General features: G+C 58.6%; 19 protein-coding genes. 11 read left to right on the forward strand and 8 right to left on the reverse strand.

The window, feature by feature from the left end; translation table 11 throughout:
* The 4 genes from cysG (at position 1) to COL8621_RS00300 (ending at position 8,037) form a co-directional block, all read left to right on the forward strand.
* A complete protein-coding gene (gene cysG, locus COL8621_RS00285; protein ID WP_093965130.1) occupies positions 1–1,410 on the forward strand; it encodes a siroheme synthase CysG in 1,410 nt (469 codons plus the stop codon).
* A 196-nt stretch (positions 1,411–1,606) separates the two neighbouring features.
* A complete protein-coding gene (locus COL8621_RS00290) occupies positions 1,607–3,385 on the forward strand; it encodes an autotransporter assembly complex protein TamA (RefSeq protein WP_235823652.1) in 1,779 nt (592 codons plus the stop codon).
* Positions 3,385–7,644, forward strand: a complete 4,260-nt coding sequence (locus COL8621_RS00295) for a translocation/assembly module TamB domain-containing protein (RefSeq protein ID WP_093965134.1) — start codon at positions 3,385–3,387, stop codon at positions 7,642–7,644. Before COL8621_RS00290 ends, COL8621_RS00295 begins: the two co-directional genes overlap by 1 nt.
* Before the next feature lie 177 nt (positions 7,645–7,821).
* The gene (locus tag COL8621_RS00300; RefSeq protein WP_093965137.1) at positions 7,822–8,037 is read left to right on the forward strand and encodes a hypothetical protein; all 216 of its coding nucleotides are present in this window, start codon (positions 7,822–7,824) and stop codon (positions 8,035–8,037) included.
* A 36-nt stretch (positions 8,038–8,073) separates the two neighbouring features.
* Here COL8621_RS00300 and COL8621_RS00305 read toward each other — a convergent pair whose 3' ends face one another.
* The 4 genes from COL8621_RS00305 to COL8621_RS00320 form a co-directional block, all read right to left on the reverse strand.
* Positions 8,074–9,312, reverse strand: coding sequence for a bifunctional folylpolyglutamate synthase/dihydrofolate synthase (locus COL8621_RS00305; protein WP_093966834.1), 1,239 nt, complete (start codon positions 9,310–9,312; stop codon positions 8,074–8,076).
* A 32-nt stretch (positions 9,313–9,344) separates the two neighbouring features.
* Entirely contained in the window at positions 9,345–10,292 is a 948-nt protein-coding gene (gene accD, locus COL8621_RS00310) for an acetyl-CoA carboxylase, carboxyltransferase subunit beta (RefSeq protein WP_093965139.1), read from the reverse strand.
* Between the two features lie 65 nt (positions 10,293–10,357).
* Positions 10,358–11,239 (reverse strand): CPBP family intramembrane glutamic endopeptidase, encoded by an 882-nt coding sequence (locus COL8621_RS00315; protein WP_093965142.1) that lies wholly within the window; start codon positions 11,237–11,239, stop codon positions 10,358–10,360.
* 66 nt (positions 11,240–11,305) lie between these two features.
* A complete protein-coding gene (locus tag COL8621_RS00320; RefSeq protein WP_235823653.1) occupies positions 11,306–12,190 on the reverse strand; it encodes a CPBP family intramembrane glutamic endopeptidase in 885 nt (294 codons plus the stop codon).
* 114 nt (positions 12,191–12,304) lie between these two features.
* Here COL8621_RS00320 and ilvD point away from each other — a divergent pair, with 114 nt between their 5' ends.
* The 6 genes from ilvD to COL8621_RS00350 all read left to right on the forward strand — a co-directional run bounded on the left by ilvD (position 12,305) and on the right by COL8621_RS00350 (position 19,144).
* Complete coding sequence (gene ilvD, locus COL8621_RS00325; RefSeq protein WP_093966836.1) at positions 12,305–14,038, forward strand: dihydroxy-acid dehydratase; 1,734 nt, start codon at positions 12,305–12,307, stop codon at positions 14,036–14,038.
* Positions 14,019–14,678 (forward strand): hypothetical protein, encoded by a 660-nt coding sequence (locus tag COL8621_RS00330; protein WP_093965144.1) that lies wholly within the window; start codon positions 14,019–14,021, stop codon positions 14,676–14,678. The genes ilvD and COL8621_RS00330 overlap by 20 nt, the downstream gene beginning before the upstream one ends.
* A gap of 99 nt (positions 14,679–14,777) precedes the next feature.
* Positions 14,778–15,551: a DUF6478 family protein gene (locus COL8621_RS00335; protein WP_176438409.1), complete on the forward strand. Its 774-nt coding sequence runs from the start codon at positions 14,778–14,780 to the stop codon at positions 15,549–15,551.
* Positions 15,552–15,563: 12 nt separating this feature from the next.
* The gene (locus tag COL8621_RS00340; protein WP_093965146.1) at positions 15,564–15,938 is read left to right on the forward strand and encodes a hypothetical protein; all 375 of its coding nucleotides are present in this window, start codon (positions 15,564–15,566) and stop codon (positions 15,936–15,938) included.
* Positions 15,939–16,035: 97 nt separating this feature from the next.
* Positions 16,036–18,060, forward strand: a complete 2,025-nt coding sequence (locus COL8621_RS00345) for an NADPH-dependent 2,4-dienoyl-CoA reductase (RefSeq protein ID WP_093965148.1) — start codon at positions 16,036–16,038, stop codon at positions 18,058–18,060.
* A gap of 178 nt (positions 18,061–18,238) precedes the next feature.
* Entirely contained in the window at positions 18,239–19,144 is a 906-nt protein-coding gene (locus COL8621_RS00350; RefSeq protein WP_093965151.1) for a LysR family transcriptional regulator, read from the forward strand.
* A 39-nt stretch (positions 19,145–19,183) separates the two neighbouring features.
* On the opposite strand, the gene COL8621_RS00355 is transcribed toward COL8621_RS00350, so the two are convergent.
* The 4 genes from COL8621_RS00355 to COL8621_RS00370 are packed head-to-tail and all read right to left on the reverse strand — an operon-like array spanning position 19,184 to position 22,174.
* Entirely contained in the window at positions 19,184–20,140 is a 957-nt protein-coding gene (locus tag COL8621_RS00355) for an OmpA family protein (RefSeq protein WP_235823655.1), read from the reverse strand.
* On the reverse strand, positions 20,137–20,709 hold the full coding sequence (locus tag COL8621_RS00360; protein ID WP_093965153.1) for a peroxidase-related enzyme: 573 nt from the start codon (positions 20,707–20,709) through the stop codon (positions 20,137–20,139). Before COL8621_RS00360 ends, COL8621_RS00355 begins: the two co-directional genes overlap by 4 nt.
* Complete coding sequence (locus tag COL8621_RS00365; protein ID WP_235823659.1) at positions 20,709–21,446, reverse strand: GNAT family N-acetyltransferase; 738 nt, start codon at positions 21,444–21,446, stop codon at positions 20,709–20,711. The genes COL8621_RS00360 and COL8621_RS00365 overlap by 1 nt, the downstream gene beginning before the upstream one ends.
* Entirely contained in the window at positions 21,443–22,174 is a 732-nt protein-coding gene (locus COL8621_RS00370; protein WP_093965156.1) for a competence/damage-inducible protein A, read from the reverse strand. Before COL8621_RS00370 ends, COL8621_RS00365 begins: the two co-directional genes overlap by 4 nt.
* Positions 22,175–22,220: 46 nt before the next feature.
* Here COL8621_RS00370 and sfsA point away from each other — a divergent pair, with 46 nt between their 5' ends.
* Positions 22,221–22,925 carry a DNA/RNA nuclease SfsA gene (sfsA, locus tag COL8621_RS00375; protein WP_093965159.1) on the forward strand — a complete coding sequence of 235 codons (705 nt, stop codon included), beginning with the start codon at positions 22,221–22,223 and terminating at the stop codon, positions 22,923–22,925.
* Positions 22,926–22,960: the final 35 nt, after the last annotated feature.

Consider the following 22,960-nt stretch of genomic DNA (forward strand, 5'->3'; position numbering starts at 1 on the left):
ATGCAAAGCTTTCCCATGTTCCTAAAGATGTCTGGTCGCCGTGTGGTGATTGCGGGCGGTGGCGAACAGGCGGCGCAAAAAGCACGGCTGATGCTAAAGACGGATGCTCAGATCACGTTCTTGGCGCCAGAACTGGATGATGAGCTGGCCGCGTTGGTCAGTGGCGGCCGCGCGCAACATGATTCAGGGCCGATTACCGCGCAAAGCTTTGCCGATAGCGCGCTGGTGTTTATCGGCACAGGTTGTCCGGGCGTTGATGCAAGCCTGCATGCCGTCGCCAAGGCGGCAGGTGCGACGGTCAACGTAGTGGACCAGCCCGACCTTTGCGATGCCACGACCCCATCGCTGGTTGACCGTGATCCAGTTGTCGTGGCCATCGGCACCGAAGGAACCGCACCGGTTCTGGCCCGCCGGATTAAGACAGATGTGGAACAAATGCTTGACCCGCGTATCGGTGCCTTTGCGGCGCTGGCTGGGCGGCTGCGCGGTGCCGTTGCTGCACGCGTCCCGAAAGAGGATCGTCGTGCGTTCTGGCGGTGGGCGTTTAATGGCACCCCTTGGCAGACCCATAAACGTGGCGGTGAACGTGACGCGGCAGAGCTGTTGAAATCTGCCATTGCCGAAGGTGGGCGCAAAGAAGACCGTCAGGTGGGCCAAATCGCCCTTGTCGGCGCTGGCCCCGGCGCGCGCGATTTGCTGACCCTTCGCGCGGTAGAGCGGCTGCAAGAGGCAGATGTTATTTTCTATGACCGTCTGGTTGATCCTGATGTGTTGGAACTGGCCCGCCGGGACGCAGAGCGCGTGTTCGTCGGTAAGGTGGTCGGAGCTTCGGCTTGGCCACAGGAACGGATCAACGCGCTGATCGTCGCCGAAGCGGGCAAAGGGCGGCGTGTGGTTCGGTTGAAATCGGGCGATCCGGCGATTTTTGGTCGCGCCACCGAAGAAATGGATGCCGCCCGCGAAGCTGGAATTCCCGTCGAAATCGTTCCGGGTATCACCGCCGCCAGCGCCACCGCTGCTGCGCTTGGCCGGTCACTGACCGAACGGGGCGTATCGGACACATTGGTCTTTGCCACGGGCACCTGCCGCGACGATGACCCGGTTCCCAACTGGGGAAAACTGGCGCAACCCGGCACGACGCTGGCGCTTTATATGGCGATGCACCGGGCTGAGGATGTTCAGAAAAGCCTGTTGGACGCCGGGCTGTCTCCGGAATGTTTGGTCGATGTGGTCGGTTCGGTTTCGACCGCAGATCAGACGCGTTGTTCCTCCCGGTTGGGCGGTATCGCGTCGGCGATCCGCGAAAGCGGCGTTTCAAGTCCGGCGATTGTTCTGATCACGAACCCCAAAGACCAAGGAAATGTGATGCGGGCTGGCGTGCCTTCAAATGTCCAAATGTTGAACGGCTAAGCCCAATAGCCGGGTTTAACTGACTGCGCCGTAACGCTACATTCCGTGCGAAATATCATGGTCAATGGCGTCTTTGGCAATGCGCGGCTTTCGGCGCATGGCCCTATACGGTTTCGTCATTTCCTTTGATCGTGATTGCGGCGATGATAGGCGTCATTCGTAGAGGGTTGGATCGGTTGGGGATATGCACGCAAGAATGATCAAGGCGGCGGGCCTTGCCTTATCGCTGCTGTGGGCGGGGGCTGTTAATGCCACCGAAGTGCGGCTGTCTGCCCCGACTGCTGGCGATGATTTACAAGATGATCTTCGCGCGGCCTCGCTTGCCATTGCCGCGAACGAGGAAAAGGCGACCAAGCCGCAAGATCTGCTGGCGGCGGCGCGTGCGGATTATGCGCAACTGATCGGCGTTCTATACGCGATGGGGTATTATAGCCCTGTTATCAATATTCTGGTCGACGGGCGCGAGGCGGCGTCGATACCGCCGTTTGCAACCCCGAAAACCATCGATAAAATTCGCCTGAAGGTCACGCCGGGGCCAAAGTTCAAGTTCTCGCAGGCGCGGGTTGCGCCCTTGGCCAACAGCACCGTTCTGCCGGAAGGGTTTGCAGTTGGAGAGCCTGCGAAAAGCACGCTTATTCAAGAAGCCGCGCAAGCGGGTGTTTCCGGGTATCGGGATGTTGGCTTTGCCAAGGCACGTATCGCCGGGCAGAACATCACCGCCGATCATCGCGCGCGGACGTTGGCAGCGGATATTCAGCTTGATCCCGGCCGGCGGCTGCAATTTGGCGATTTGATCATCACTTCGGAAAGCCGGGTTCGCGAAAAGCGTATCCGCGAGATCGCGGGCCTGCCCAGCGGAGAGACCTTTTCCCCCGAAGAGCTTGAAGATGCCGCAAGCCGCCTGCGCCGCAGCGGCGCGTTCCGCTCTGTTGCGTTGTTGGAGGCTGAAACTCCGAACGCAGACGACACGCTTGATATCGAAGCCGCGCTGGTTGACGAAAAGAAACGCCGGTTTGGCTTCGGGGCAGAGGTATCGTCGCTTGAAGGGCTGGGTGTGTCTGCCTATTGGATGCACCGCAACCTGCTTGGCGGTGCTGAACGGTTGCGGATCGAAGGCGAGGTAAAGGGCATCGCCGGGGATTCCGGCGGGGTGGATTATCGCCTTGGCGCGACCATCACGCGGCCTGCAACGTTCGACGAAGACACCCGCCTGCTGGTGCTGGGAGAGCTGGAAGAGCTTGACGAACCCGATTTCTTTGAACGCAAAGCCACAGTCGGTGCGAGCCTATTTCGCCAGTTTTCCGATGTTCTAGAGGTTGGGGCAGGTGTCCGGTTTCGGTATTCCGAAGTGCGCGACGATCTTGGCGAACGTACCTTCACGCACCTGACAATTCCGGTAACGGCCGCATGGGATCGGCGTAACAACCCGTTGAACCCGGTGGGTGGCTTTTACCTGCAAGCAACGGGCGAGCCCTTTGTTGGCGTTTCTGGCAGCCAGTCGGGCGCGCGGGTTTATGCGGATGCGCGGGCCTACGAAGGGTTGGGCGCTGACGACCGGTTTGTGGTCGCGGGGCGCCTTCAGTTCGGGTCGGTGATCGGCGCAGAAATCGTCGATGTGCCGCCAGACATGCTATTCTTTTCGGGTGGGGGCGGCACCGTGCGCGGGCAGCCGTACCAATCGCTTAACGTTGACCTTCCCAGCGGGGACAGCACCGGCGGGCGCGCGTTTCTTGGTGCGTCGGCAGAGGTGCGCGTGGGCGTAACCGATAGCATTTCTGTGGTTGGCTTCGCCGATGCGGGCTTTATCGGAGCTGACAGTTGGCCGGGGGATAATGGCGCTTGGCATTCGGGTGCGGGTTTGGGGCTGCGGTATGAAACCGGCATCGGCCCAATCCGGCTTGATGTCGCAACGCCCATCGGTGGGGCCACCGGCGACGGCATTCATATTTACGTTGGCATAGGGCAGGCGTTCTGATGCGTTTTGTTTTCGCACTCCTTTTCCTTGTTTTGTCGGCCATACCCACGTTTGCCCAAGACGATGCAGCGGGTGATCGCGGTGTGTTGCAGGCCTTTCTAGAGGACAACCTGTCGGGTGCCGGACGCACGATCCGCATCGTAGGGTTTGAAGGTGCGCTGTCCGCCCGTGCAACGGTCGAGGAGCTGACGATCGCCGATGATGACGGCGTTTGGCTGACCCTGCGCGGTGTCGTTTTGGATTGGTCGCGCGCCGCCCTGTTGCGGGGCCGGTTAGAGGTGACGGAACTTTCCGCCGATGAAATCATCATTCCACGCGCCCCAAAAAGCGAGAGCGTGACAGCCGAGGATGCAGAGGCGACCCCCTTCCAACTGCCTGATTTGCCGGTGTCGGTGAACATCGAAACGATCAAGGCTGCCAAGGTTGATGTCGGGGCCGCCCTATTTGGTGAAGCCGCGGTATTCGCGTTGGAAGGCAGCGTGAACCTTGCCGGTGGGGAAGGGCACGCCAAGCTGGATGTCGTGCGCACAGATGGCGAAGCAGGCACTTTCGCGCTGGATGCGTCATACGCCAATGAAACGGATGTACTGAAGCTTGATCTGGGCCTGTCAGAGGGGCCAGGCGGGTTCATCAGTACGCTTATCTCGTTGCCCGGTAGCCCCGCGATAGAGCTAAGCGTGAAGGGTGACGCCCCACTTTCCGATTTCACGGCCGATATCGTGCTGTCGTCTGATGGCGAAGAACGCCTCGCCGGGCAGATCAGCCAAACTGCCACAGAAAACGGTGAAGGGGCCGCGCCCGACCGACAGTTCAGCGGTGACTTGGGCGGCGATATCGCCCCGCTTTTTGCCCCGGCGTTGCAGCCCTTCTTTGGCCCGAAGATGCGCTTGAAATTTACTGGCGAACGCAGCGCCGATGGTCGTTTGGATCTGGAAGAGTTCAGTCTTTCCGCAGCCGCTTTGGCATTGGAAGGCAGCTTGGTCGTGGCGGCGGATGGCTTGCCAGAACGGTTTGACCTTGAAGGCACCATTGCGGGCGATGGGGACGTTGTATTGCCGCTGTCTGGGCCGGAAACTATTGTTAGATCCGCCCAGATTACCGCCCGCTTCGACGCAAACGAGGGCGAGGCATGGGCCGCCAGCGCGGTTGTCGAAGGGTTCGGGCGCGATGGGCTTACGCTTTCAAACGCAACGCTGTCGGGCACCGGGACAATCCGTCGAAGCCTTCCACGCCAAGTCACCGCTGCCGTGCAGATCGTGGCGGATGGCATCGCGCATCAAGATACGGCACTGGCGACCGCGTTGGGGGATGCATTGCGCGGCACCGCAGCGCTGAATTGGACCGAAGGGGAGCCGTTGAACCTGACCGGGTTTGATCTTTCCGGCGCGGGGCTAAGCCTGACCGCGCGCGGCGAAGTTGATGGATATGGCGGCGGATACCCGGTGAATGGCAACTTGCGTTTGGTCAGCGATGACATCGCGCGCTTTTCTGGATTGGCCGGGCGCCCGATCAGCGGCACGGCTGAAATGGCGCTGGTGGGCGAAGGTACCTTGTTGGGTGGCGCGTTTGATATCGCGCTGGATGCAACGACCACTGATCTGACCGTGGGCGTGGAACAGGTTGACCCGTTGCTTGCGGGCGAAAGCCAACTGGCCCTGCTGGCACAGCGGGACGAGACCGGAACAGAGCTTAAGAAATTCACGATCGCGAACGATGCGCTGAACGCGGATGCCAACGGCACGCTGAACGGTTTGGCGGGCGCGCTTTTTGTGCAGGCTAGTCTGAACGAGATTGCGCCACTTGCGCCGGGTCTTTCGGGGCCTGCGCGGATGAATACCAATGTGAAGTGGCAAAAGGATCAACCCCTGTCGCTTGAACGGCTGTTTGTCGAAGGGGCGGGTGCCACGGCAATCGGCAGCGGCACCGTTGATCTGGCCGACGAACGTCTGCCAGCGGTTGGCGATCTTAAGCTGACGGTTGTCGACCTTGCACCATTCTCTGAATTAGCGCGGCGGCCACTTGGCGGATCGGTGCGGGCCGATGTGTCAGGGCGCGGCGCGATTAAGGGCGATGCGTTCGACGTGACAGCACGTGCCACCACAACCGATCTGGTGACGGGAATTGAACAGGCGGATGCGCTTCTTGGCGGCGCGACAAACGTCACCCTGATCGCGCAGCGTGATGGTGGTGTTACCGTGCTGGAACAGTTCACCGCCAGCAGCAACGCCTTCAACGCGACCGCACAGGGCACCCTTACAAACGATGATGGTGGCGTGCAGATCAGTGCGCAATTGGTTGACCTTGCACCGGTGGCGCCCGGTTTGGCTGGCCCGGCGTCACTGGACACGATGCTGAATTGGACAAAAGACTCCCCGCTGCGCATCGATGACCTGATCCTGAAGGGGGCCGGTGCGTTGGTTTCAGGCGGCGGCTCGCTTGATCTGAATGATGAAGATCTTCCAGCGGCTGGCTCGGTTGAGGTTTCTGTCGAAAACCTTGCTGTGTTTTCCCGCCTTGCCGGGCGTTCTCTGCGCGGCAGCCTGCAGGCGTCAGCGACTGGCAGCGCGAAAATCAAAGGCGATGATTTTGACCTTCAGCTGGATGCGACCGGGCGTAACTTGGCGGCGGGGCTGGGCGATCTGGATCAGTTGATTGGCGGGCAAAGCGGGCTGTCATTGCAAGCGTCACGGGCGGATGGGCGCATCACGGTTTCTGCCTTGTCGCTTGAAACCGGGCAGATCACGGCGCAAGTCTCGGGCGGTGTGGGCGACAGTGAAACATTGAACTTCAACGCACGGCTGGCGAACTTGGGCCTGTTGGTGCCCGAATTTCCCGGCCCCGTGACCGCAAGCGGCACAGCCACAGCTGTCGGAAGCGATTGGCAACTGGCGCTGAACGCGACAGGGCCGGGCGGAACGACAGCACGCGTTGCTGGCCGTGTCGCGGGGGACGGCAAGACGATGAACCTTTCCACGGACGGCACCGCGCCGTTGGGTCTTGCCAACAGCTTTATCGCGCCGCGTTCGGTCCAAGGAACGGTTGGCTATGACCTGCGTATTAACGGAAAGCCGGGGCTTGATGCGCTTTCTGGCACCATCGCGACCAGCGGTGCACGCTTTTCTGCGCCGACATTGGGTGTGGCGATCCGCGATCTGAATGCCGACATTGGGTTGGCTGGGGGCCGGGCATCGGTGCAGGTGCGTGGCGATGTGGTCGGCGGTGGGCGTGTTGTTGTGACCGGGCCGGTTTCACTGACCGCGCCCTTTGACAGTGACCTTGAAATCCGCCTGAACAACGTTTCGCTTAGTGACCCAGAACTGTACCAAAGTTCCGTTCGGGGTGACCTTCGTCTAAGTGGCCCGCTGGCCTCTGGTGGTCAAATCCGCGGAACGCTTGAACTGGGCGAAACAGAGGTGCAGGTGCCATCAACCATCGGCGGTGTGTCTGGCGCTATTCCCGACGGGCTTGTGCACGTAAATGACAAGGCCGCAGCCAAAGCAACGCGCGACCGGGCTGGGCTTTCGCCGACTGCTGGCACCGAAAGCGAAGCTGGCGCAAGTGGCGGGCTGGGTTTGAATGTGACGGTCAAAGCGCCTTCTCAGATTTTTGTACGTGGTCGCGGGTTGGATGCCGAACTTGGCGGGCAACTACGGGTCACGGGCACAACCAGTGACGTTATCCCGATCGGCCGGTTCGACCTTGTCCGTGGCCGGCTTGATATATTGGGCAAACGGCTGGACCTGACCGAAGGCCAGATCCGCCTGCAGGGCGCGTTCGATCCTTATATCCGGTTGGTTGCTGAAACGCAGGCGGACGATGTGACCATCCAAATCGTCACCGAAGGGCCCGTCAGCGAACCCGAGGTTAGCTTCCTATCGCAGCCAGAGCTGCCCCAGGATGAGGTCTTGGCGCGGTTGTTGTTCGGGCAGGGCATTGATAATCTGTCGCCACTTCAAGCGGCCCAACTGGCATCTGCGGTCGCAACGCTTGCCGGGCGTGGCGGCGGTGGGATTGTGTCCAAGCTAAGGGAAAGCTTTGGTTTGGACGATCTGGATGTGACCTCTGACGCCGAGGGGACGACGGCTGTTCGTGCGGGCAAATATATATCAGACAATATCTACACCGACGTCACCGTGGATTCAGAAGGCAAGAGCGAGATTAACTTGAACCTTGATGTGTCATCCTCGTTCACCGTTAAGGGCGGCCTTGGCAGTGATGGCGACACAAGCGTCGGCGTTTTCTGGGAAAGAGACTATTAAAAAGCGTAAACTTTTCGGTGATTTGCAGTCCGAATGGTTGTTTTTAACCTCTTATGAGTGAACGTTAACATCTTAAGTATATCCAAAGATTTTCGCCACATTCCCGCCACATTTGGCCTCCTTTTATGAAATGTAACCGGCGCTCAACGGCCGGAGTTTCAAAATCTGGAGTGGCAAATGATTGTTGGATTCATTGTTCTTGGGGCGCTGATTGGAACCGGGTCTGCCGTGTTTTCACTGATCGCGGGCTATTCAGTATTATTCGCCGTAGGTGTCTATGCACTTAGCGGTTTTTCGACCCTTGTCGTCGCGGGGGCTGGTACTGCGCTGGCGGCCTGCTGTACGGGGCCATTCGCGACCCCGTTGTTCAACGTCTTTGGGCGGAACAAATAGAAGCACCCAGTTGGTTATCGCCAGCGGTTGCTAACCCTAACCGTTTTCCCGCAAAACTTCGCCAGCCAGATAAAGTGACCCGCAAATCAAGATCCGGGCATTGGGCGCGGCTTTTGTGATGTCTTGAACGGCGTCGCCAAGCGATGCCGCAATCGACGAAGGGATGCCAACCGAGGTTCCCGCATCGGCTGTTTCGTCAGCTGAAAGCGTCGCCGCAGAACCCGGTATGGAAACCGCATGAAGGCTTTGCGCCTGTGCCGCCAAAGGGCGCAGGTATCCGGTGACGTCCTTGGTGTTCAACATCCCACAGATCAGGTGCAATGGGCGATCTGGCAGGCGTGAAAGTGCCTCGATCAGCGCGTCGCCTGCGGCAGGGTTATGACCGCCATCTAACCACAGTTCGGCGCGGTCGGCGGCCTTGACCAGCGGCCCTTTGGTCAGCCGCTGCATGCGCGCGGGCCACGTGGCGTTGGTCACAGCGGCTTCGCAGGCCTCTTCGTCCATTCCAAGGGCGCGCAGGGCAGCGATGGCCATACCGGCGTTATCAACCTGATGCGCACCGATTAGGTTTGGCAAAGGCAGGTCAAGCAAACCGGTTTCATCTTGATAGACAAGCCGCCCGCGTTCTTCCCACACCTGCCAATGTTGCCCATGCGCCAAAAGCGGAACGCCAAGGCGTGCGGCGCGTGCTTCGATCACGTCAAGGGCGGTTTCCTGTTGCCGGCCGACGACGCAGGGCACACCGCGTTTTAGGATGCCCGCCTTTTCGCCAGCAATTTCTTCCAGCGTATCGCCAAGGTATTGTTGATGATCGATGGAAACAGGCGTGATGATTGTCAGCGCGGGCGTGTCGATCACGTTTGTCGCGTCCAACCGGCCGCCAAGGCCGACCTCTAACAGGGTGAAGTCAGCAGGGGTGCGGGCGAAGGCCAACAGGGCCGCGACCGTGGTGATTTCGAAATAGGTGATGCCTTCGCCGTTGTTGGCGCGCACACATTCATCAAGGATTTCGCTTAGCGCGTCTTCTTCGATCAACTCTCCGGCCAGGCGTATACGTTCGTGGAACCGTACCAGATGCGGCGAGGTATAGGCGTGAACGCGTTTGCCCGCCCCCTCTAGCCCGGCGCGGATCATGGCTTGGGTCGACCCTTTGCCGTTGGTGCCCGCGATGTGGACAACTGGGGGCAATGCCCGTTCGGGATGGTCCAATGCGGCCAACAGACGCCAAACACGATCAAGTGTCAGGTCAATAATCTTGGGGTGAAGGGACATCATCCGGTCAAGGATGATGTCGCTGCCTGTGGGGTTCACGCCTTAGGTGCGTCTGCTTCGCCAGTTTCTGCTGGCGCGGCTTCAGCTTCTTCTGCTTCCGGCTCGGGCGCAGGAAGGTTACCACGCACGGCTGGTGTCAGGTTCATAAGCATCCGAACGATCGTGATCAGTTCGTCCCGCATTTCGGTGCGCATGGTCACGCGGTCCAGCATGCCGTGGTCCAACAGATATTCAGAACGCTGGAACCCTTCGGGCAGCTTTTCACGGATGGTCTGTTCGATAACGCGCGGCCCGGCAAAGCAGATCAGGGCGTTCGGCTCTGCGATGTGAACGTCGCCCAGCATCGCATAAGACGCGGTAACGCCGCCCGATGTTGGGTTGGTTAGAACCACGATGTAAGGCAGGCCCGCTTCTTTCAGCATTTCGACAGCAACCGTCGTGCGCGGCATTTGCATCAGCGACAGAATGCCTTCCTGCATGCGCGCGCCACCAGCGGCGGAAAACAGGATCAGAGGGCGGCCAAGTTCAACCGCACGTTCAGCGGCGGCAATGATGGCGTTGCCAACATACATGCCCATGGAACCACCCATGAAGCTGAAGTCTTGCCCGGCAGCGACGATGGGCGTGCCGCCCATTTCGCCTTCGGCGACCAGCATCGCTTCGGGTTCGCCGGTTTTCTTTTGCGCGGCTTTCATGCGGTCAGGGTATTTTTTCTGATCGCGGAAATGCAGGGGGTCGGCGATGGGCTTAGGTACTTCGATCTCTGTGAAGATACCGCCGTCGAATAATGCGTCGAACCGTTCACGCGGGGTGATTGGCATGTGATGGTCGCACGTGGTGCAGACGTTCAGATTGTCGCTTAGTTCGCGGTGGAACAGCATCGTCCCGCATTCGTCGCACTTGGTCCAGAGGTTCTCTGGCACCTCGCGACGGGAAAAAAGCGAGTTGATTTTGGGGCGGACGTAATTCGAAATCCAGTTCATACGGACATGCCTATCGCTACGAGATGTGCCCGAAATAAGCCGGGGCGCGGTGAATTGCAATCTGACTATCGGGCAACGATGTAACGCAGCAAGCGCCAGACAGTGAAAAGTAGAATAAGATCAAGCCCAAGGCCAAGGGGAAGATTGGTCTTATCAGCCACATCATAGGGCGTGACGAACAGCGAAAGGCCGTTGATTGTACCCCCGACAGACACGAACAGCATGGCGAACACGTTGTTGATAAAATGCAGGCCCATGGCGCTGCCCAGGCTGCCGGTTCTTTCGGTCAGATCGGCAGCAATCAGCGCAAAGCCAAGTACGGCGGCCAAGATCATCCAGATATTGGACCCGGCAGCGGGGTTCCAGTGAAGCGATGTGAAAAGCAGCGCGGGAAGCCCCATCCAAACCCACCGCGCAACGAACCGCGCGGCAAGTTGTTGTTGCAAATAGCCGCGAAAGATCAGTTCTTCGGATGTGGTTTGTATGAACACAAGCGGCAAGGCGAGTGGCAGATAGCCAAGCCACGTGTCGAAGGCCAAGTTTTGTTCCGGGGGCGAAAGCCAGAAACTTAGCGCTGTCAGGCCACCATAAAGCGGCAAAAGCACCACAACCGTCAGGAAAAATCCGCGCAGCGTTTCGTCGGCTGGCCCGAACAAGGTGCCGGGCCCGCGCAAGTGACACGCGCCCACGGCGATGATGGGGCCAAGGCCCATGCCTATGAAGCTGAGCAGAAGGAAGAAGGTCGGCCCTGCCTCGGTCGGGGCTTTTAGTTTCAGCAGCCACGCAAAATATTCCAAGGGCCCGACAATCGGATAAAGCGCGACAAGCATGATGGCGAACACGCCGATATAAATAAACAATATCAGCAACATGCCCAACAGGATGCGCCAAATTTCTGGGTAAAGCCGGGCCGGGCCGATATAGGCCGCGAATTCGGGCGCGCGCATGTTGTGAATTCCTGATTGCCTGCTCAATTTGAACGAAGCTAACGCGCCATTGTCAAAGCTGCAATCTTACACCCGCAGTGCAACCCGTGCTGCAAGCCAGCTTACGAACAGAACCCCCAGATCAACCGCGAAAAGTGGCTGAAGCGCCGTAGAATCCGCTTCGTATGGGTAAAGGTAAAGCGCAAGCCCGGACATCGGCCCCGAAAGCGAAACAAACAGAATGGCCGCGGCGTTGTTAACGAAATGAAGCGCGATCGCCGGCCCCAAGTTGCCACTCCGTGCGGTCAGATCGGCGGCGATTAGCCCGAACAAAGCCGCCCATATCGTGACAAAGACCGCGTTTTCCCCCGCAGCGTCCGGCGCATAGTGCCCAGCGCCAAAGATAAGCGCAGGCAAAAGCATCCAGATAACCGGAGAGCGAAACCGCGCGGCAAGTTGTTGTTGCAGGTAGCCTCTGAACAACAGCTCTTCGGCAGAGACTTGGATGAACAAGACCAGAATTGAGATCGGCAAAAGCAGAGCCCATTTGGCGAAGGCCAGATTGGGCATCAGTTCGATGTCATTGGGCAAGGCGAACGCGATTACCACAGAAAGGATGGCCAATGCCTTCAGCGTTGCGAAGAAGTCCTGCACTGCTTGTCCCGGCGCGCCGATTAGTGAAAGAAACGGGCGGTGGTGGATGCGCGTTACAACAATGGCGATGCCCACGATAAGAAACCCGAACGACCCCAGCATAAGCAACGTGTCGCGCGCGGTCAGGGTGGATATGAAGACGTCATTGAACAACTGGCGCGCGGTGAATTGGCCCGCCAAATTTGCGACGATGCTGTAGCAGCCGAAGATCAGCATCAGCTGAATCAGGTTGATCGCCAGAAAGCCGACGATCAGTCGCCAAATCTCTGGTCGGTTGCGCGCAGGGGCGGCAAAGCTTTCGTGGGGGGCGTATCGCATTATCGAATTCATCCTTCTGCGCGACCCTAAACCGGGCACCCCATGGCATCAATCAAGCTTGTGAAATAACGCTTCGGCGGCTATTCCCCATCCAGGCCAGATCGGATGGAACCCATGAACAGTCGCCGCTTTGACAAGACCAAACTGCCCAGCCGCCATGTGACCGAAGGGCCCGAACGCGCCCCGCATCGGTCGTATCTGTATGCGATGGGCCTTTCCGAGGAAGAAATTCACCAGCCTTTGGTTGGCGTCGCCACCTGCTGGAACGAAGCCGCACCTTGTAACATCGCGCTGAACCGTCAGGCGCAGGCGGTTAAGATGGGCGTGAAAGCTGCCGAAGGTACGCCGCGCGAATTCACCACGATCACCGTGACCGATGGTATCGCGATGGGCCACGAAGGCATGCGGTCGTCGCTGGCATCGCGCGAGGCGATTGCCGACACGGTTGAACTGACCATGCGCGGCCACTGTTATGACGCCATTGTTGGCCTTGCCGGATGTGACAAGTCCTTGCCGGGGATGATGATGGCGATGGTGCGTTTGAACGTGCCGTCCGTCTTTATCTATGGCGGTTCGATCCTTCCGGGTCGCCTGAACGGCAAAGACGTGGTTGTTCAGGACGTGTTCGAGGCGGTTGGCAAACACCAAGCTGGCGAAATGTCCGATGCCGAGCTGGAAATTCTGGAACGTGTTGCCTGCCCGTCCGCTGGTGCGTGTGGCGGCCAGTACACTGCAAACACCATGGCCTGTGTGTCCGAAGCGATCGGCCTTGCGCTGATGAATTCGTCAGGTGCCCCTGCGCCTTATGAATCCCGCGACCAGTATGGCGAAGCGTCCGGCGCTGCGGTGATGAACCTGCTGGAAAAGAACATCCGCGCACGTGACATCGTAACCAAAGAGTCGCTGATCAACGCGGCGCGTGTTGTGGCTTGTACGGGTGGTTCCACCAACGCTGGCCTGCATCTTCCTGCCATCGCGCACGAAGCTGGCATTGATTTCGATCTGTTCGACGTCTGCGACATCTTCCGCGACACGCCTTACTTTGTGAACCTGAAGCCGGGCGGCGAATATGTTGCCAAGGATCTGTTCGATGCTGGCGGCGTTCCGGTTGTTCTGCGCGAGCTTAAGAAAGCTGGCCTTATCTACGAAGATTGCATCACCGCATCCGGCAAAACGATTGGTGAAGAGCTGGACCAAATCACGCGCGAAGTGGACGGTAAGGTCATTCATTCGGTCGCGACGCCGATTTCGAAAACTGGTGGGGTTGTTGGCCTGAAGGGCAACATCGCACCAGAAGGCGCAATCGTTAAAGTCGCGGGTATGAGCGACGAAGACCAAGTGTTCACCGGCCCCGCAAACGTGTTTGAATGCGAAGAAGAAGCCTTCGAAGCCGTGCAGAAACGTGAATACAGCGAAGGCGAGGTTATCGTCATCCGCAACGAAGGCCCCGCCGGCGGCCCCGGTATGCGTGAAATGCTGGCGACCACCGCTGCGCTTTCCGGGCAGGGCATGGGTAAGAAGGTTGCGTTGATCACCGACGGCCGTTTTTCGGGCGCGACGCGTGGTTTCTGTGTGGGTCACGTTGGCCCCGAAGCGGCTGATTGCGGCCCGATTGCATTGCTTAAGAATGGCGACATGATCACGATCAACGCCCTGACAGGCGAGATCAGCGTTGACCTGACCGACGAAGAGTTTGAGGCCCGCAAGGCCGATTGGAAAGGCCCGCGCAAAACCGACTATGCATCTGGCGCACTGTGGAAATACGCACAGCTTGTCGGATCGACCCGGTTGGGCGCAGTTACACACCCCGGCGCAAATGAAGAGACGCATGTTTACATGGATCTTTAATATCAAACGGGCGTTTGCAGGGCTGGCCCTGCTGGCGCTTGTTTCAGGTTGCACAGAGATGCTTCCAGACGACCAAGCGGTGACGCGCGCGGCGCCAGAACTGATGTCGGTGGCTGGGAACAGCGTCGTTGTCGGTGGGCCCAAAGGTTATTGTGTTGACCGCAATGTGTCGCGCGATAGTGACGAAAACGCGTTTGTCCTTTTGGCAAGCTGCGCAGCGATTACCGGGGATGACGCCGCCGAGCGCCCGCGCGTTCCAACGGTTCTTGCCGTCAGCGTGTTCGAGCAGTCCGATGATGGCGTGGCCGTAAAGGATCAGGCCGACCGGCTGGCGGGCTTCTTTGAGTCCATCGAAGGGCGCGCGGCGCTTGCCCGTGATGGTCGTGCCGAAAGCGTCGAAGTCGTGGATACGTTTCTGCGCAGAGGCACATTTGTGATCCATGCACGCGATAGCAGTGAGGATACTGACAGCGGGCTTGGAAAAGAGCACTGGCGCGCGATTTTCGATGTGAACGGCCACATCGTTTCAGCATCGGTCTTGGCGTTGCGTGATCGCCCGATCAGCGGCGATACGGGCGCGATCATTTTGGAGTATCTGGTCTCGCGCATCAAAGCAGAGAGCGCCGCGAACAGCGGTTAGCCGGGGCGAACACGTCCTTTTGGCCAAGTTGGCCTCGCTCTGCTTGTTCTTATACGGGTTCACCGGTTATCAAAGCCGGATGTGGGGCAGGGCACGATTATGGCAGGTAAGCTGGACAGTTTGATGGAACGAATGGGCGGGCAGCGTGCTTTGCGGCGCTGGTCCCGTGCGGCGGAAAAGGCGGGGGCCCAAGATCTGTCGGCGTTGCGTGAACAACGCACGCATGCGCGGTTGGTGCGTCGCCAGCTTAACAAGGTATTACACATTGCCGACGAACGCCTGACGCTTCCTGCCGTCGGTTCCAAGGCGATCCAGATGCCGATGGGGTCTGACTGGGGCTATCGGCCCGACGTCTGGCGCGGGGCGCTGTTTCCTGCTGGTCATGCGCCCGTTCCCAGCAAAGCAAAGTTAAGCGATGAGGCAACCGTTCATCACGATTGTAACGTGTGTGAGATTGCCGTTCGCCAAGTCCGAAATACCCGCGCCGAGGATTTGGCCCCCTTCGGCTTGCAACTGGATGTGTTCCGTTTCGAAGGAACGTTTCTGTCACTTGCGATTGACCTTCCCAAAGAGGCATCCGAGGGCCTTCAACGGCGTCATATCGTTCGGTTGGAAGCCATCGTCGAACTGGAACATTCGTTGGAAATTTTCGCACGGCTGAATGTCAAGCACGGCCCAAACACAGAACAGATCGTGCGCGAGATGCCGTTGGGCGATGTTAAGGCCGTGGTGGAATTTGACCTCGCCTACAGCGAAGTGAATGAAAAGCGGGTTGAGAGTATGTGGCTGGATCTCATCTTGAAGGGCCCACAGATGAACCAGATTACCCTGCGGGACGTGTCGCTAAGCCGCCGCCCTCGTGCAGAGTTATAACGGAGCGTAGCGATGACAGGCATGGTGCTTACGAAACGACGTATATTCGCTGGCGTGTGGGAAGGGCTTTTGACAGGCGCGCCTGATGATGCGCCAAACCTACAGGCGCGTTATTTGGACACCCTGTTGGACGGGGTTCAGGTGACTGCGATTCCTGACGCGGCAGGGGAATATACTGTAAGCGTGCCTATTCCCTCGGCTCTTCTGGGGGATGGTGTGCAGACGATTATCATCCTGAATGGTGCCACCGGTGAAACGTTGGATAGCTTTTCGATCGTAACGGGCGAACCTTTGGAAGACGATATTCGCGCCGAGGTGGATTTGCTTAGGGCGGAACTGGACATGTTGAAGAAATCCTTCCGTCGGCATTGTGTCGAAACCTCCTAACGTGACGATAGCGGCTTTGGGGGCAGGCATGTGACGCGGCGTTGCGCGTGACAAGTCGCGCCGCGCTTTCCATCCTGCGGCCGACAGGGAGGATACCATGACCAATTACCCGCACTTGCTGGCCCCGCTTGATCTGGGCTTTACCACGCTCAAGAACAGGGTCCTGATGGGATCAATGCACACTGGGCTGGAAGAGCGCGGTGATTGGAACCGCGTCGCTGAATTCTACGCCACACGCGCGCGTGGCGATGTGGGTTTGATGGTGACCGGTGGCATGGCGCCCAACCCCGAAGGCGGCGTTTTTCCCGGTGCGGCGGGCCTGTTTTCTGACGACGATATTGCCAATCACCGTATTGTCACCGACCGGGTGCACGAAGCGGGCGGCAAGATCGCGATGCAGATCCTTCATGCGGGGCGTTATGCCTATGGCCCGGAATGTGTTGCGCCGTCGCCGGTAAAATCCCCCATCTCGCCGTTTCCACCCAAAGAGCTGGACGAGGCCGGGATCGAGAAACAGATCGCCGACATGGCCACCGCCGCCGCCCGCGCCCGCGAAGCCGGTTATGACGGCGTAGAGGTCATGGGGTCCGAAGGTTACTTCCTGAACCAGTTCCTTGTGACCCACACGAACAAACGCACCGACCGCTGGGGCGGGTCGTATGAAAACCGGATGCGTCTGCCGTTAGAGGTGGTGCGCCGCGTTCGTGCCGCCGTTGGCGATGACTTCATCGTTATCTATCGTTTGTCGATGATCGACCTTGTGCCCAATGGCTCCACCTTCGAAGAGGTGGTTCAACTGGCCAAAGAGGTTGAAAAGGCCGGTGCGACGATCATCAACACCGGGATCGGCTGGCACGAGGCGCGCGTTCCCACGATCGCTACGTCTGTACCGCGCCGCGCATTTTCTTGGGTAACGAAAAAGCTGATGGGTGAAGTGAACATTCCCGTCATCACGTCAAACCGCATCAACACACCCGAAGTGGCAGAGGCCGTGTTGGCCGACGGATGCGCCAATATGGTGTCGATGGCCCGCCCGTTTCTGGCCGACCCCGACTTTGTCGCGAAGGCCGCCACCGGGCGTTCCGCCGAGATCGCACCGTGCATCGCCTGTAACCAAGCCTGCCTTGATCACACATTCAGCGGCAAAATCAGCAGCTGCCTTGTGAACCCGCGCGCGTGTTTCGAAACAGAGGTGCCTATTGAACCTGCCGAGGCTGCGATTTCTATCGCCGTGGTGGGTGCTGGCCCTGCGGGGCTTTCCACGGCGATCACGGCTGCGCAACGGGGCCACAAGGTCACCCTATTTGACAAGGCCGAGGCGATTGGTGGCCAGTTGAACATGGCGCGTCAGGTTCCGGGCAAAGAAGAATTCCACGGTCTGGTCGACTGGTACGCAACGATGGTGTCGCGCGCGGGTGTTGAATTGCGTCTGGGCCAAGAAGTCTCTGCCGACGACCTGAAAGGTTTTGACGAGGTAGTGGTCGCAACCGGTGTTCTGCCACGTGATCCTCAGATCGACGGGCAAGATCAGCCGCACGTTCTAAACTATATTGATGTGCTGCGGGGCAAAGCCAAGGTCGGTGAACGTGTCGCCGTCATCGGGGCCGGTGGTATCGGTTTCGATATGGCGGAATATCTGGTGACCGACGAAAGCCCGACCGAAGACCTGCCAGCATGGCTGGCCGAATGGGGCGTGTCTGACCCTGCGGTTCACCGCGGTGGGCTTAACCCCGAGGGCCCGAAACCCGACGCCGCTGTACGCGAAGTAACGGTGTTGCAGCGTAAGGCCGAAAAGCCCGGCAAACGTTTGGGTAAGACCACCGGCTGGATTCACCGCGCGACCCTTCAGGCCAAAGGTGTGAAGATGATCCCAGGCGTGAACTACGAACGGATCACCCCAGAAGGCTTGGAGGTTTCGTTTGGTGAAGCGCGCGAAAACCCTCAACTGATCGAAGCTGACACAATCGTACTGTGCGCTGGTCAGGTATCGGACCGTTCGCTTGCGGATGACTTGGAAAAAGCTGGAATCACCCCGCATGTCATTGGCGGTGCCGATGTTGCGTCGGAATTGGACGCAAAAAGGGCAATTGATCAGGGCACAAGGTTGGCCGCGTCGCTGTGATGTTGCCTGATTTACGGTAAGTTGCTGAAAAATAATAAAGATCGTCCCGTATCGCCCGTTTCGTTATGTGGGACGATCTTCGGAATACCCCAGTATTGTCGGCACTGTACCCCATTCTCGCCTGAATTGACCCCGATAAGCACAACATACGGCATTACGTGCGTGTGAAGGGTTTGAAATGGATCGACTGACGGAAATGGAAGCGTTCGCCACTGTGGTGGATCAGGGTGGTTTTACAGATGCAGCCAGAAAGATGGGCATCTCGAAATCTGCTGTTTCCAAACATGTCTCGTCGCTTGAGGCGCGGTTGGGCGCGCGGTTGCTGAACCGCACCACCCGGCGTGTTAGCCCAACGGAAATCGGTCTGGCCTATTACGACCGCGCGCGCCGCGTGCTGAACGATGCAGGCGAGGCGGACGCGTTGGTCACGTCTATGCAATCGGCACCATCTGGTCTGCTGCGTATTTCGGTTGCCACCGATTTTGGTGTGAACCACTTGTCGCCGATCCTTGGCGACTTCCTTCAGGAATTTCCCGATATCACCGTCAACATGGTGTTGAACAACCGCTATGTAGAGCTGATTTCGGAAGGCTTTGATATGGCGATCCGTATCGGCGAACTGGAAGACAGCACGCTGCGTGCCCGCAAATTGACGGATACGACAAAGCGGATGATCGCGTCGCCATCGTATTTCCAGCAATTTGGTCGTCCGCAAAAGATCGACGACCTTAACGAACACAAATTGCTGCACTATTCCAATCAGTCGAACGGAAATGTGTGGAAGATTACTGCGCCGTCTGGCGAAAAACGTCAGGTGCGTACGGCGGGTTGGCTGACTGTGAACGATGGCCAATCTTTGCTGAACGCAGCCATTTCGGGCCTTGGCATCGCTTATTTGCCAAGTTTCTTGTATAAGGACGCAGTTGAGGCGGGCCTAGTGGAAGAGGCTATTCCAAACCTTCCGGTGGAAAATCTTGGCATCTATGCCGTGTATCCACCCGGTCGGTTTACCCAGCCGAAAGTACGGGCATTCATAGATTTTCTGGTGGAGAGCTTCTCCAATAAGGGGCCAGAAATTTGGTAAGGCAGAGCAGCGAGAACCAAAAAGACTAGAAGGTGCAAACTACTGGGTCGAGGTGAGTATCACTTCGACCCTTCTGTTTTTTGTCCGCCCGTCATCGGTCAGGTTGCTGGCCAACGGTGAAAGGAAGCCGACCCCCTGCGCCTTCACTTGCCGTGATGGCACGCCAAATTCTTTCAGCAACCGATCCATCACTGAACGCGCGCGTTTGCGCGACAGCGCGATGTTGCCATCCAGCCCGCCTTCGGAATCTGTGTGGCCAACCAGAACGATTTTTCTGTCCGGGTTCGCCAAAAGGTAGGCCGCCAGTTCGCTGAGAGAGGGGAAATCGCCTTCGCCCAAACGCGACGATCCTGTGGGGAACAGCAAATCGTCCAGCACGACATGGCCGGCATCTTCAAGCGTCGCTGCAAGAGGGCCAGTGCGCTTTGCCACAGTCGGCGCGGACAGCGGCATAGGCGTTTTGGTGGAGGCGGAAATCAACTTTTCAGCAGATCCCAACCGGGCACCAATGCGCATCACCTGAATAAAGCTTTTCAAGCTGGATCGGCTGACCAACAGGCTGATGTATTCGGGCTGTGTGTCACCCATGCGTTGGGCTGACAGAAACCGGTAATCGCCCAGATCCACATGCATCGCCGGTTCTGGCAACACGTCGGTGGCATAGCGAAAGTCAAAGCCGCCGCAGATGTTGGCGTCACATTCAAACAGGATGTCAAAGCCCTGTTCGATCAGCTGTTCGCGCAAAGGCGCAAGCATTTGCAGGGTCGTGATACCTTCGGCGCGCACTTGCCACGCCTGTTGAACGACCTCACCTTCGGCCCATATGGCTTGGATTTCTTCACCGTCCCAAGGACCAATCGGCAGACGATAACTGGCAAGTTGTTCCACCCGTTCAGCCGTGCGCGCAGCCCCGCCCGGAAAGTCGAGCAATTGCGCCGAGGCACCAAAAGGTGTCAGCACAAAAGCCGAGGCCAGTATGACGGGACGCATCTTCATCTGGATTGGCTATGATACTCTTCGTTGGGGCGCATATCGACGGCCGAGGCGACGCGGTTGGTCATATTGAAGAACGCCGCAACCGATGCGATGTCCCAGATATCACGGTCCGAAAAGCCGACCTCGCGCAGTGTCGCGCGATCAGTTTCTTCGATTTTACTGGACGATTCGGTTAATTTTGCGGCGAAGTCCAACATCGCGCGTTGGCGCGGGTCCAACGGGGCCACGCGATAGTTCATTACCATCGCTTCGCCCAGTTTGGGGTCACCGGAAAGCTGACGAACGGCGGCGCCATGCGCGACTTGGCAGTACCAGCACCGATTGATCGACGACACGACGACGGCAATCATCTCGCGCTCCAGCTTGCTCAGCGCGCTGTCGCCCAGCATCAGGTCGTTGTACATCGCGGTGAAGGTATCAAGCTTGGTGATGTCGAAGGCATAGGCCTTAAGCACGTTTGGCACCATGCCAAGCTTTTCAACGCAGATGTCGAAATACTTCTGCGTTCCATCTGGAAGAGGCTCGACCATAGGCAGGTCAAGTGCTGTCGGTTTTTCGGTGTCCTGCATCAACTGCTCCGGCTCGTTTCAGCCGATCTTATTCTGTAATGATAGTTTTCCACAACTTTCATACCCAACGAAGCATAAAGGGCACGGGCTGGCGCGTTCGCCTCGGTCACCAGCACGACAAGCGTGTCTGCACCATGATCCTGTGCCCAAAACGCGGTCTCACGCATCATGTTGATGGCGGTTCCTTGCCGACGCTGGGTGTCGGTCACCTCAATCGCGTGAATCATCGCGGTTTTTTCGTGGATGGCGGCAAAGGCTGTGCCTGCTGCGCGGTCATTCACGCGGCCTAAAATGCCTGTTTTAGGGCCTTTTACACGCGCCATAACGGCCAAACGCGCGGGGCCGATTCCACCTTCGGCCCACAGTTCTTCCATGATTTTCAGGGGCTCCCATATGGTGAAGGCAGATATGGGCGGGGGGCGCTGTGTGGCGATTTCGCTGATGGGAATCGCATAGACCGCCACGGGGTCGATAACCTCATAGCCAGCGTTTTCCAGCAGTTGATCCAGCGCATCTTCGCCGTTGCGAACCATGAACAGCGGCGTCTGGCCAAGTGCCTCCATCGCGGTTTCAGCTTGGCCAAGATCGGCAGGCTGAACAGCCGCTTCGGCCGTTGCGGCGGAAACGCGTTTGCCGCCACCTTGGCCATCGCGGATCATCCACGGGCCGATGCGCTGCGTAGAGGCGGGGGGCCAGGTTGCCTCTGCCACTTTGTAAATATCGGGCGTGCGGATCACTTCGTCGCCTCGGGGAACAGCGCGGCAAGCTTGGACATTGCATGGTCAATCATCGCCGCGTCACTGCCGCGGATGACGATGTTCACGCCATAAGCCCCATCGCGTTGAAACGGATAGGAGCCGACCGAAAGGTCCGGAAATTCGTCGGCCAGCGCGGAAAGCTGTTCGGCGATCTCTCCCTCTCCACGGTCGATCCTAAGGGTCTGGCTAAGCAGCGGCGCACCGCCCGTCAGCGTTGGCAGAACCGATGCCACCATCGCCTGAAAGATATTGGGAACTCCGGCCATCACATGGACGTTTTCGAGCGTAAAACCGGGCGCCTTAGAGATTGGGTTGTCAATCAGCGTGGCCCCGTCGGGAATGCGCGCCATGCGAAGCCGGGCGTCGTTCAGTTCGGCACCGGTGGCGGCGTAATGGGCGGCCAGAATGGCGCGGGCGTCGTCGCGAATGGTGATGGGCACATCAAAGGCGGCGGCGATGGATTCTGCGGTGATGTCGTCATGCGTGGGGCCGATGCCGCCCGAAGTAACGACCGTGTCATAGCTGGCGCGCAGCGCGTTCACGGCGTCGATGATCATATCCCGGTCATCCGACACCACACGAACCTCTTTCAGGGCGATACCGTGCTTTGTCAGCGCGCCCGCCAGAAAGTGCATGTTGGAATCGCGCGTCCGGCCCGACAGGATTTCATCCCCGATCACAAGCATTGCGGCGGTTGGGTTGGTCATGGCCCACTCCTTGTTTCTGGCGTTACCTTGGGTATAGGTGGCGAATATGCGCTTTCAAACCCCTCTTGTGCCCGCCCGGCTGATACGCCGCTACAAACGCTTTCTGGCCGATGTCACGTTGGACACCGGGCAAGAGGTTACAGCCCATTGCCCCAACCCCGGGTCCATGATGGGGTTGGCTGAACCCGGCATGAAAATCTGGTTAGAGCCCAACGACGACCCGCGCAAAAAGCTGAAATACGGCTGGCGGCTGGTTGATCATGAAAACGGGCACTTCACGGGGGTTGATACCTCTGTTCCCAACCGTGCGCTGAAGGCCGCGCTTGAGGCGCGTGAGGTGGCGGAGCTTGCGCGCTATGGCACTGTCCGCCCCGAGGTCAAATACGGCGAACGCAGCCGCATTGATTTCCTGCTAAGCGAACCGGACCTGCCGGATATGTATGTTGAGGTGAAAAGCGTGACCCTGTGCCGTGGAGGCGAATTGGCCGAATTTCCCGACAGTGTAACGGCGCGTGGAAGCAAACATTTGGCCGAATTATCAAATATGGTGGCCGACGGACACCGCGCGGTGATGCTTTATCTTGTACAGCGCACAGATTGCCGGATGTTCAGTTTGGCCGCAGATATCGACCCTAAATATGCGCAAGCTTTTGATATGGCCCGCGATGCCGGGGTCGAGGTATTGTGTTATGACACCCGGATTTCACCACAGGGCGTAAACCTTGGTGGGCCAATAAAGGTCAACCAATAGCGCGCCTCTGGCGTTTGGTGGGAAACGGCACTATT

It is taken from the genome of Actibacterium lipolyticum (genome assembly GCF_900184935.1).
GTDB classification, from domain to species: domain Bacteria; phylum Pseudomonadota; class Alphaproteobacteria; order Rhodobacterales; family Rhodobacteraceae; genus Actibacterium_A; species Actibacterium_A lipolyticum.

Coding starts and splice junctions, on each gene's coding strand:
- COL8621_RS00290 (WP_235823652.1), top strand. CDS start 1,607: ATGATCAAGGCGGCGGGCCTTGCCTTATCGCTGCTGTGGGCGGGGGCT.
- COL8621_RS00300 (WP_093965137.1), top strand. CDS start 7,822: ATGATTGTTGGATTCATTGTTCTTGGGGCGCTGATTGGAACCGGGTCT.
- COL8621_RS00350 (WP_093965151.1), top strand. CDS start 18,239: ATGGATCGACTGACGGAAATGGAAGCGTTCGCCACTGTGGTGGATCAG.
- sfsA (WP_093965159.1), top strand. CDS start 22,221: ATGCGCTTTCAAACCCCTCTTGTGCCCGCCCGGCTGATACGCCGCTAC.
- COL8621_RS00355 (WP_235823655.1), bottom strand. CDS start 20,140: ATGAAGATGCGTCCCGTCATACTGGCCTCGGCTTTTGTGCTGACACCT.
- COL8621_RS00335 (WP_176438409.1), top strand. CDS start 14,778: ATGGCAGGTAAGCTGGACAGTTTGATGGAACGAATGGGCGGGCAGCGT.
- COL8621_RS00315 (WP_093965142.1), bottom strand. CDS start 11,239: ATGCGCGCGCCCGAATTCGCGGCCTATATCGGCCCGGCCCGGCTTTAC.
- COL8621_RS00345 (WP_093965148.1), top strand. CDS start 16,036: ATGACCAATTACCCGCACTTGCTGGCCCCGCTTGATCTGGGCTTTACC.
- COL8621_RS00360 (WP_093965153.1), bottom strand. CDS start 20,709: ATGCAGGACACCGAAAAACCGACAGCACTTGACCTGCCTATGGTCGAG.
- COL8621_RS00295 (WP_093965134.1), top strand. CDS start 3,385: ATGCGTTTTGTTTTCGCACTCCTTTTCCTTGTTTTGTCGGCCATACCC.
- COL8621_RS00340 (WP_093965146.1), top strand. CDS start 15,564: ATGACAGGCATGGTGCTTACGAAACGACGTATATTCGCTGGCGTGTGG.
- COL8621_RS00305 (WP_093966834.1), bottom strand. CDS start 9,312: ATGATGTCCCTTCACCCCAAGATTATTGACCTGACACTTGATCGTGTT.
- COL8621_RS00320 (WP_235823653.1), bottom strand. CDS start 12,190: ATGCGATACGCCCCCCACGAAAGCTTTGCCGCCCCTGCGCGCAACCGA.
- COL8621_RS00370 (WP_093965156.1), bottom strand. CDS start 22,174: ATGACCAACCCAACCGCCGCAATGCTTGTGATCGGGGATGAAATCCTG.
- accD (WP_093965139.1), bottom strand. CDS start 10,292: ATGAACTGGATTTCGAATTACGTCCGCCCCAAAATCAACTCGCTTTTT.
- ilvD (WP_093966836.1), top strand. CDS start 12,305: ATGAACAGTCGCCGCTTTGACAAGACCAAACTGCCCAGCCGCCATGTG.
- COL8621_RS00330 (WP_093965144.1), top strand. CDS start 14,019: ATGTTTACATGGATCTTTAATATCAAACGGGCGTTTGCAGGGCTGGCC.
- cysG (WP_093965130.1), top strand. CDS start 1: ATGCAAAGCTTTCCCATGTTCCTAAAGATGTCTGGTCGCCGTGTGGTG.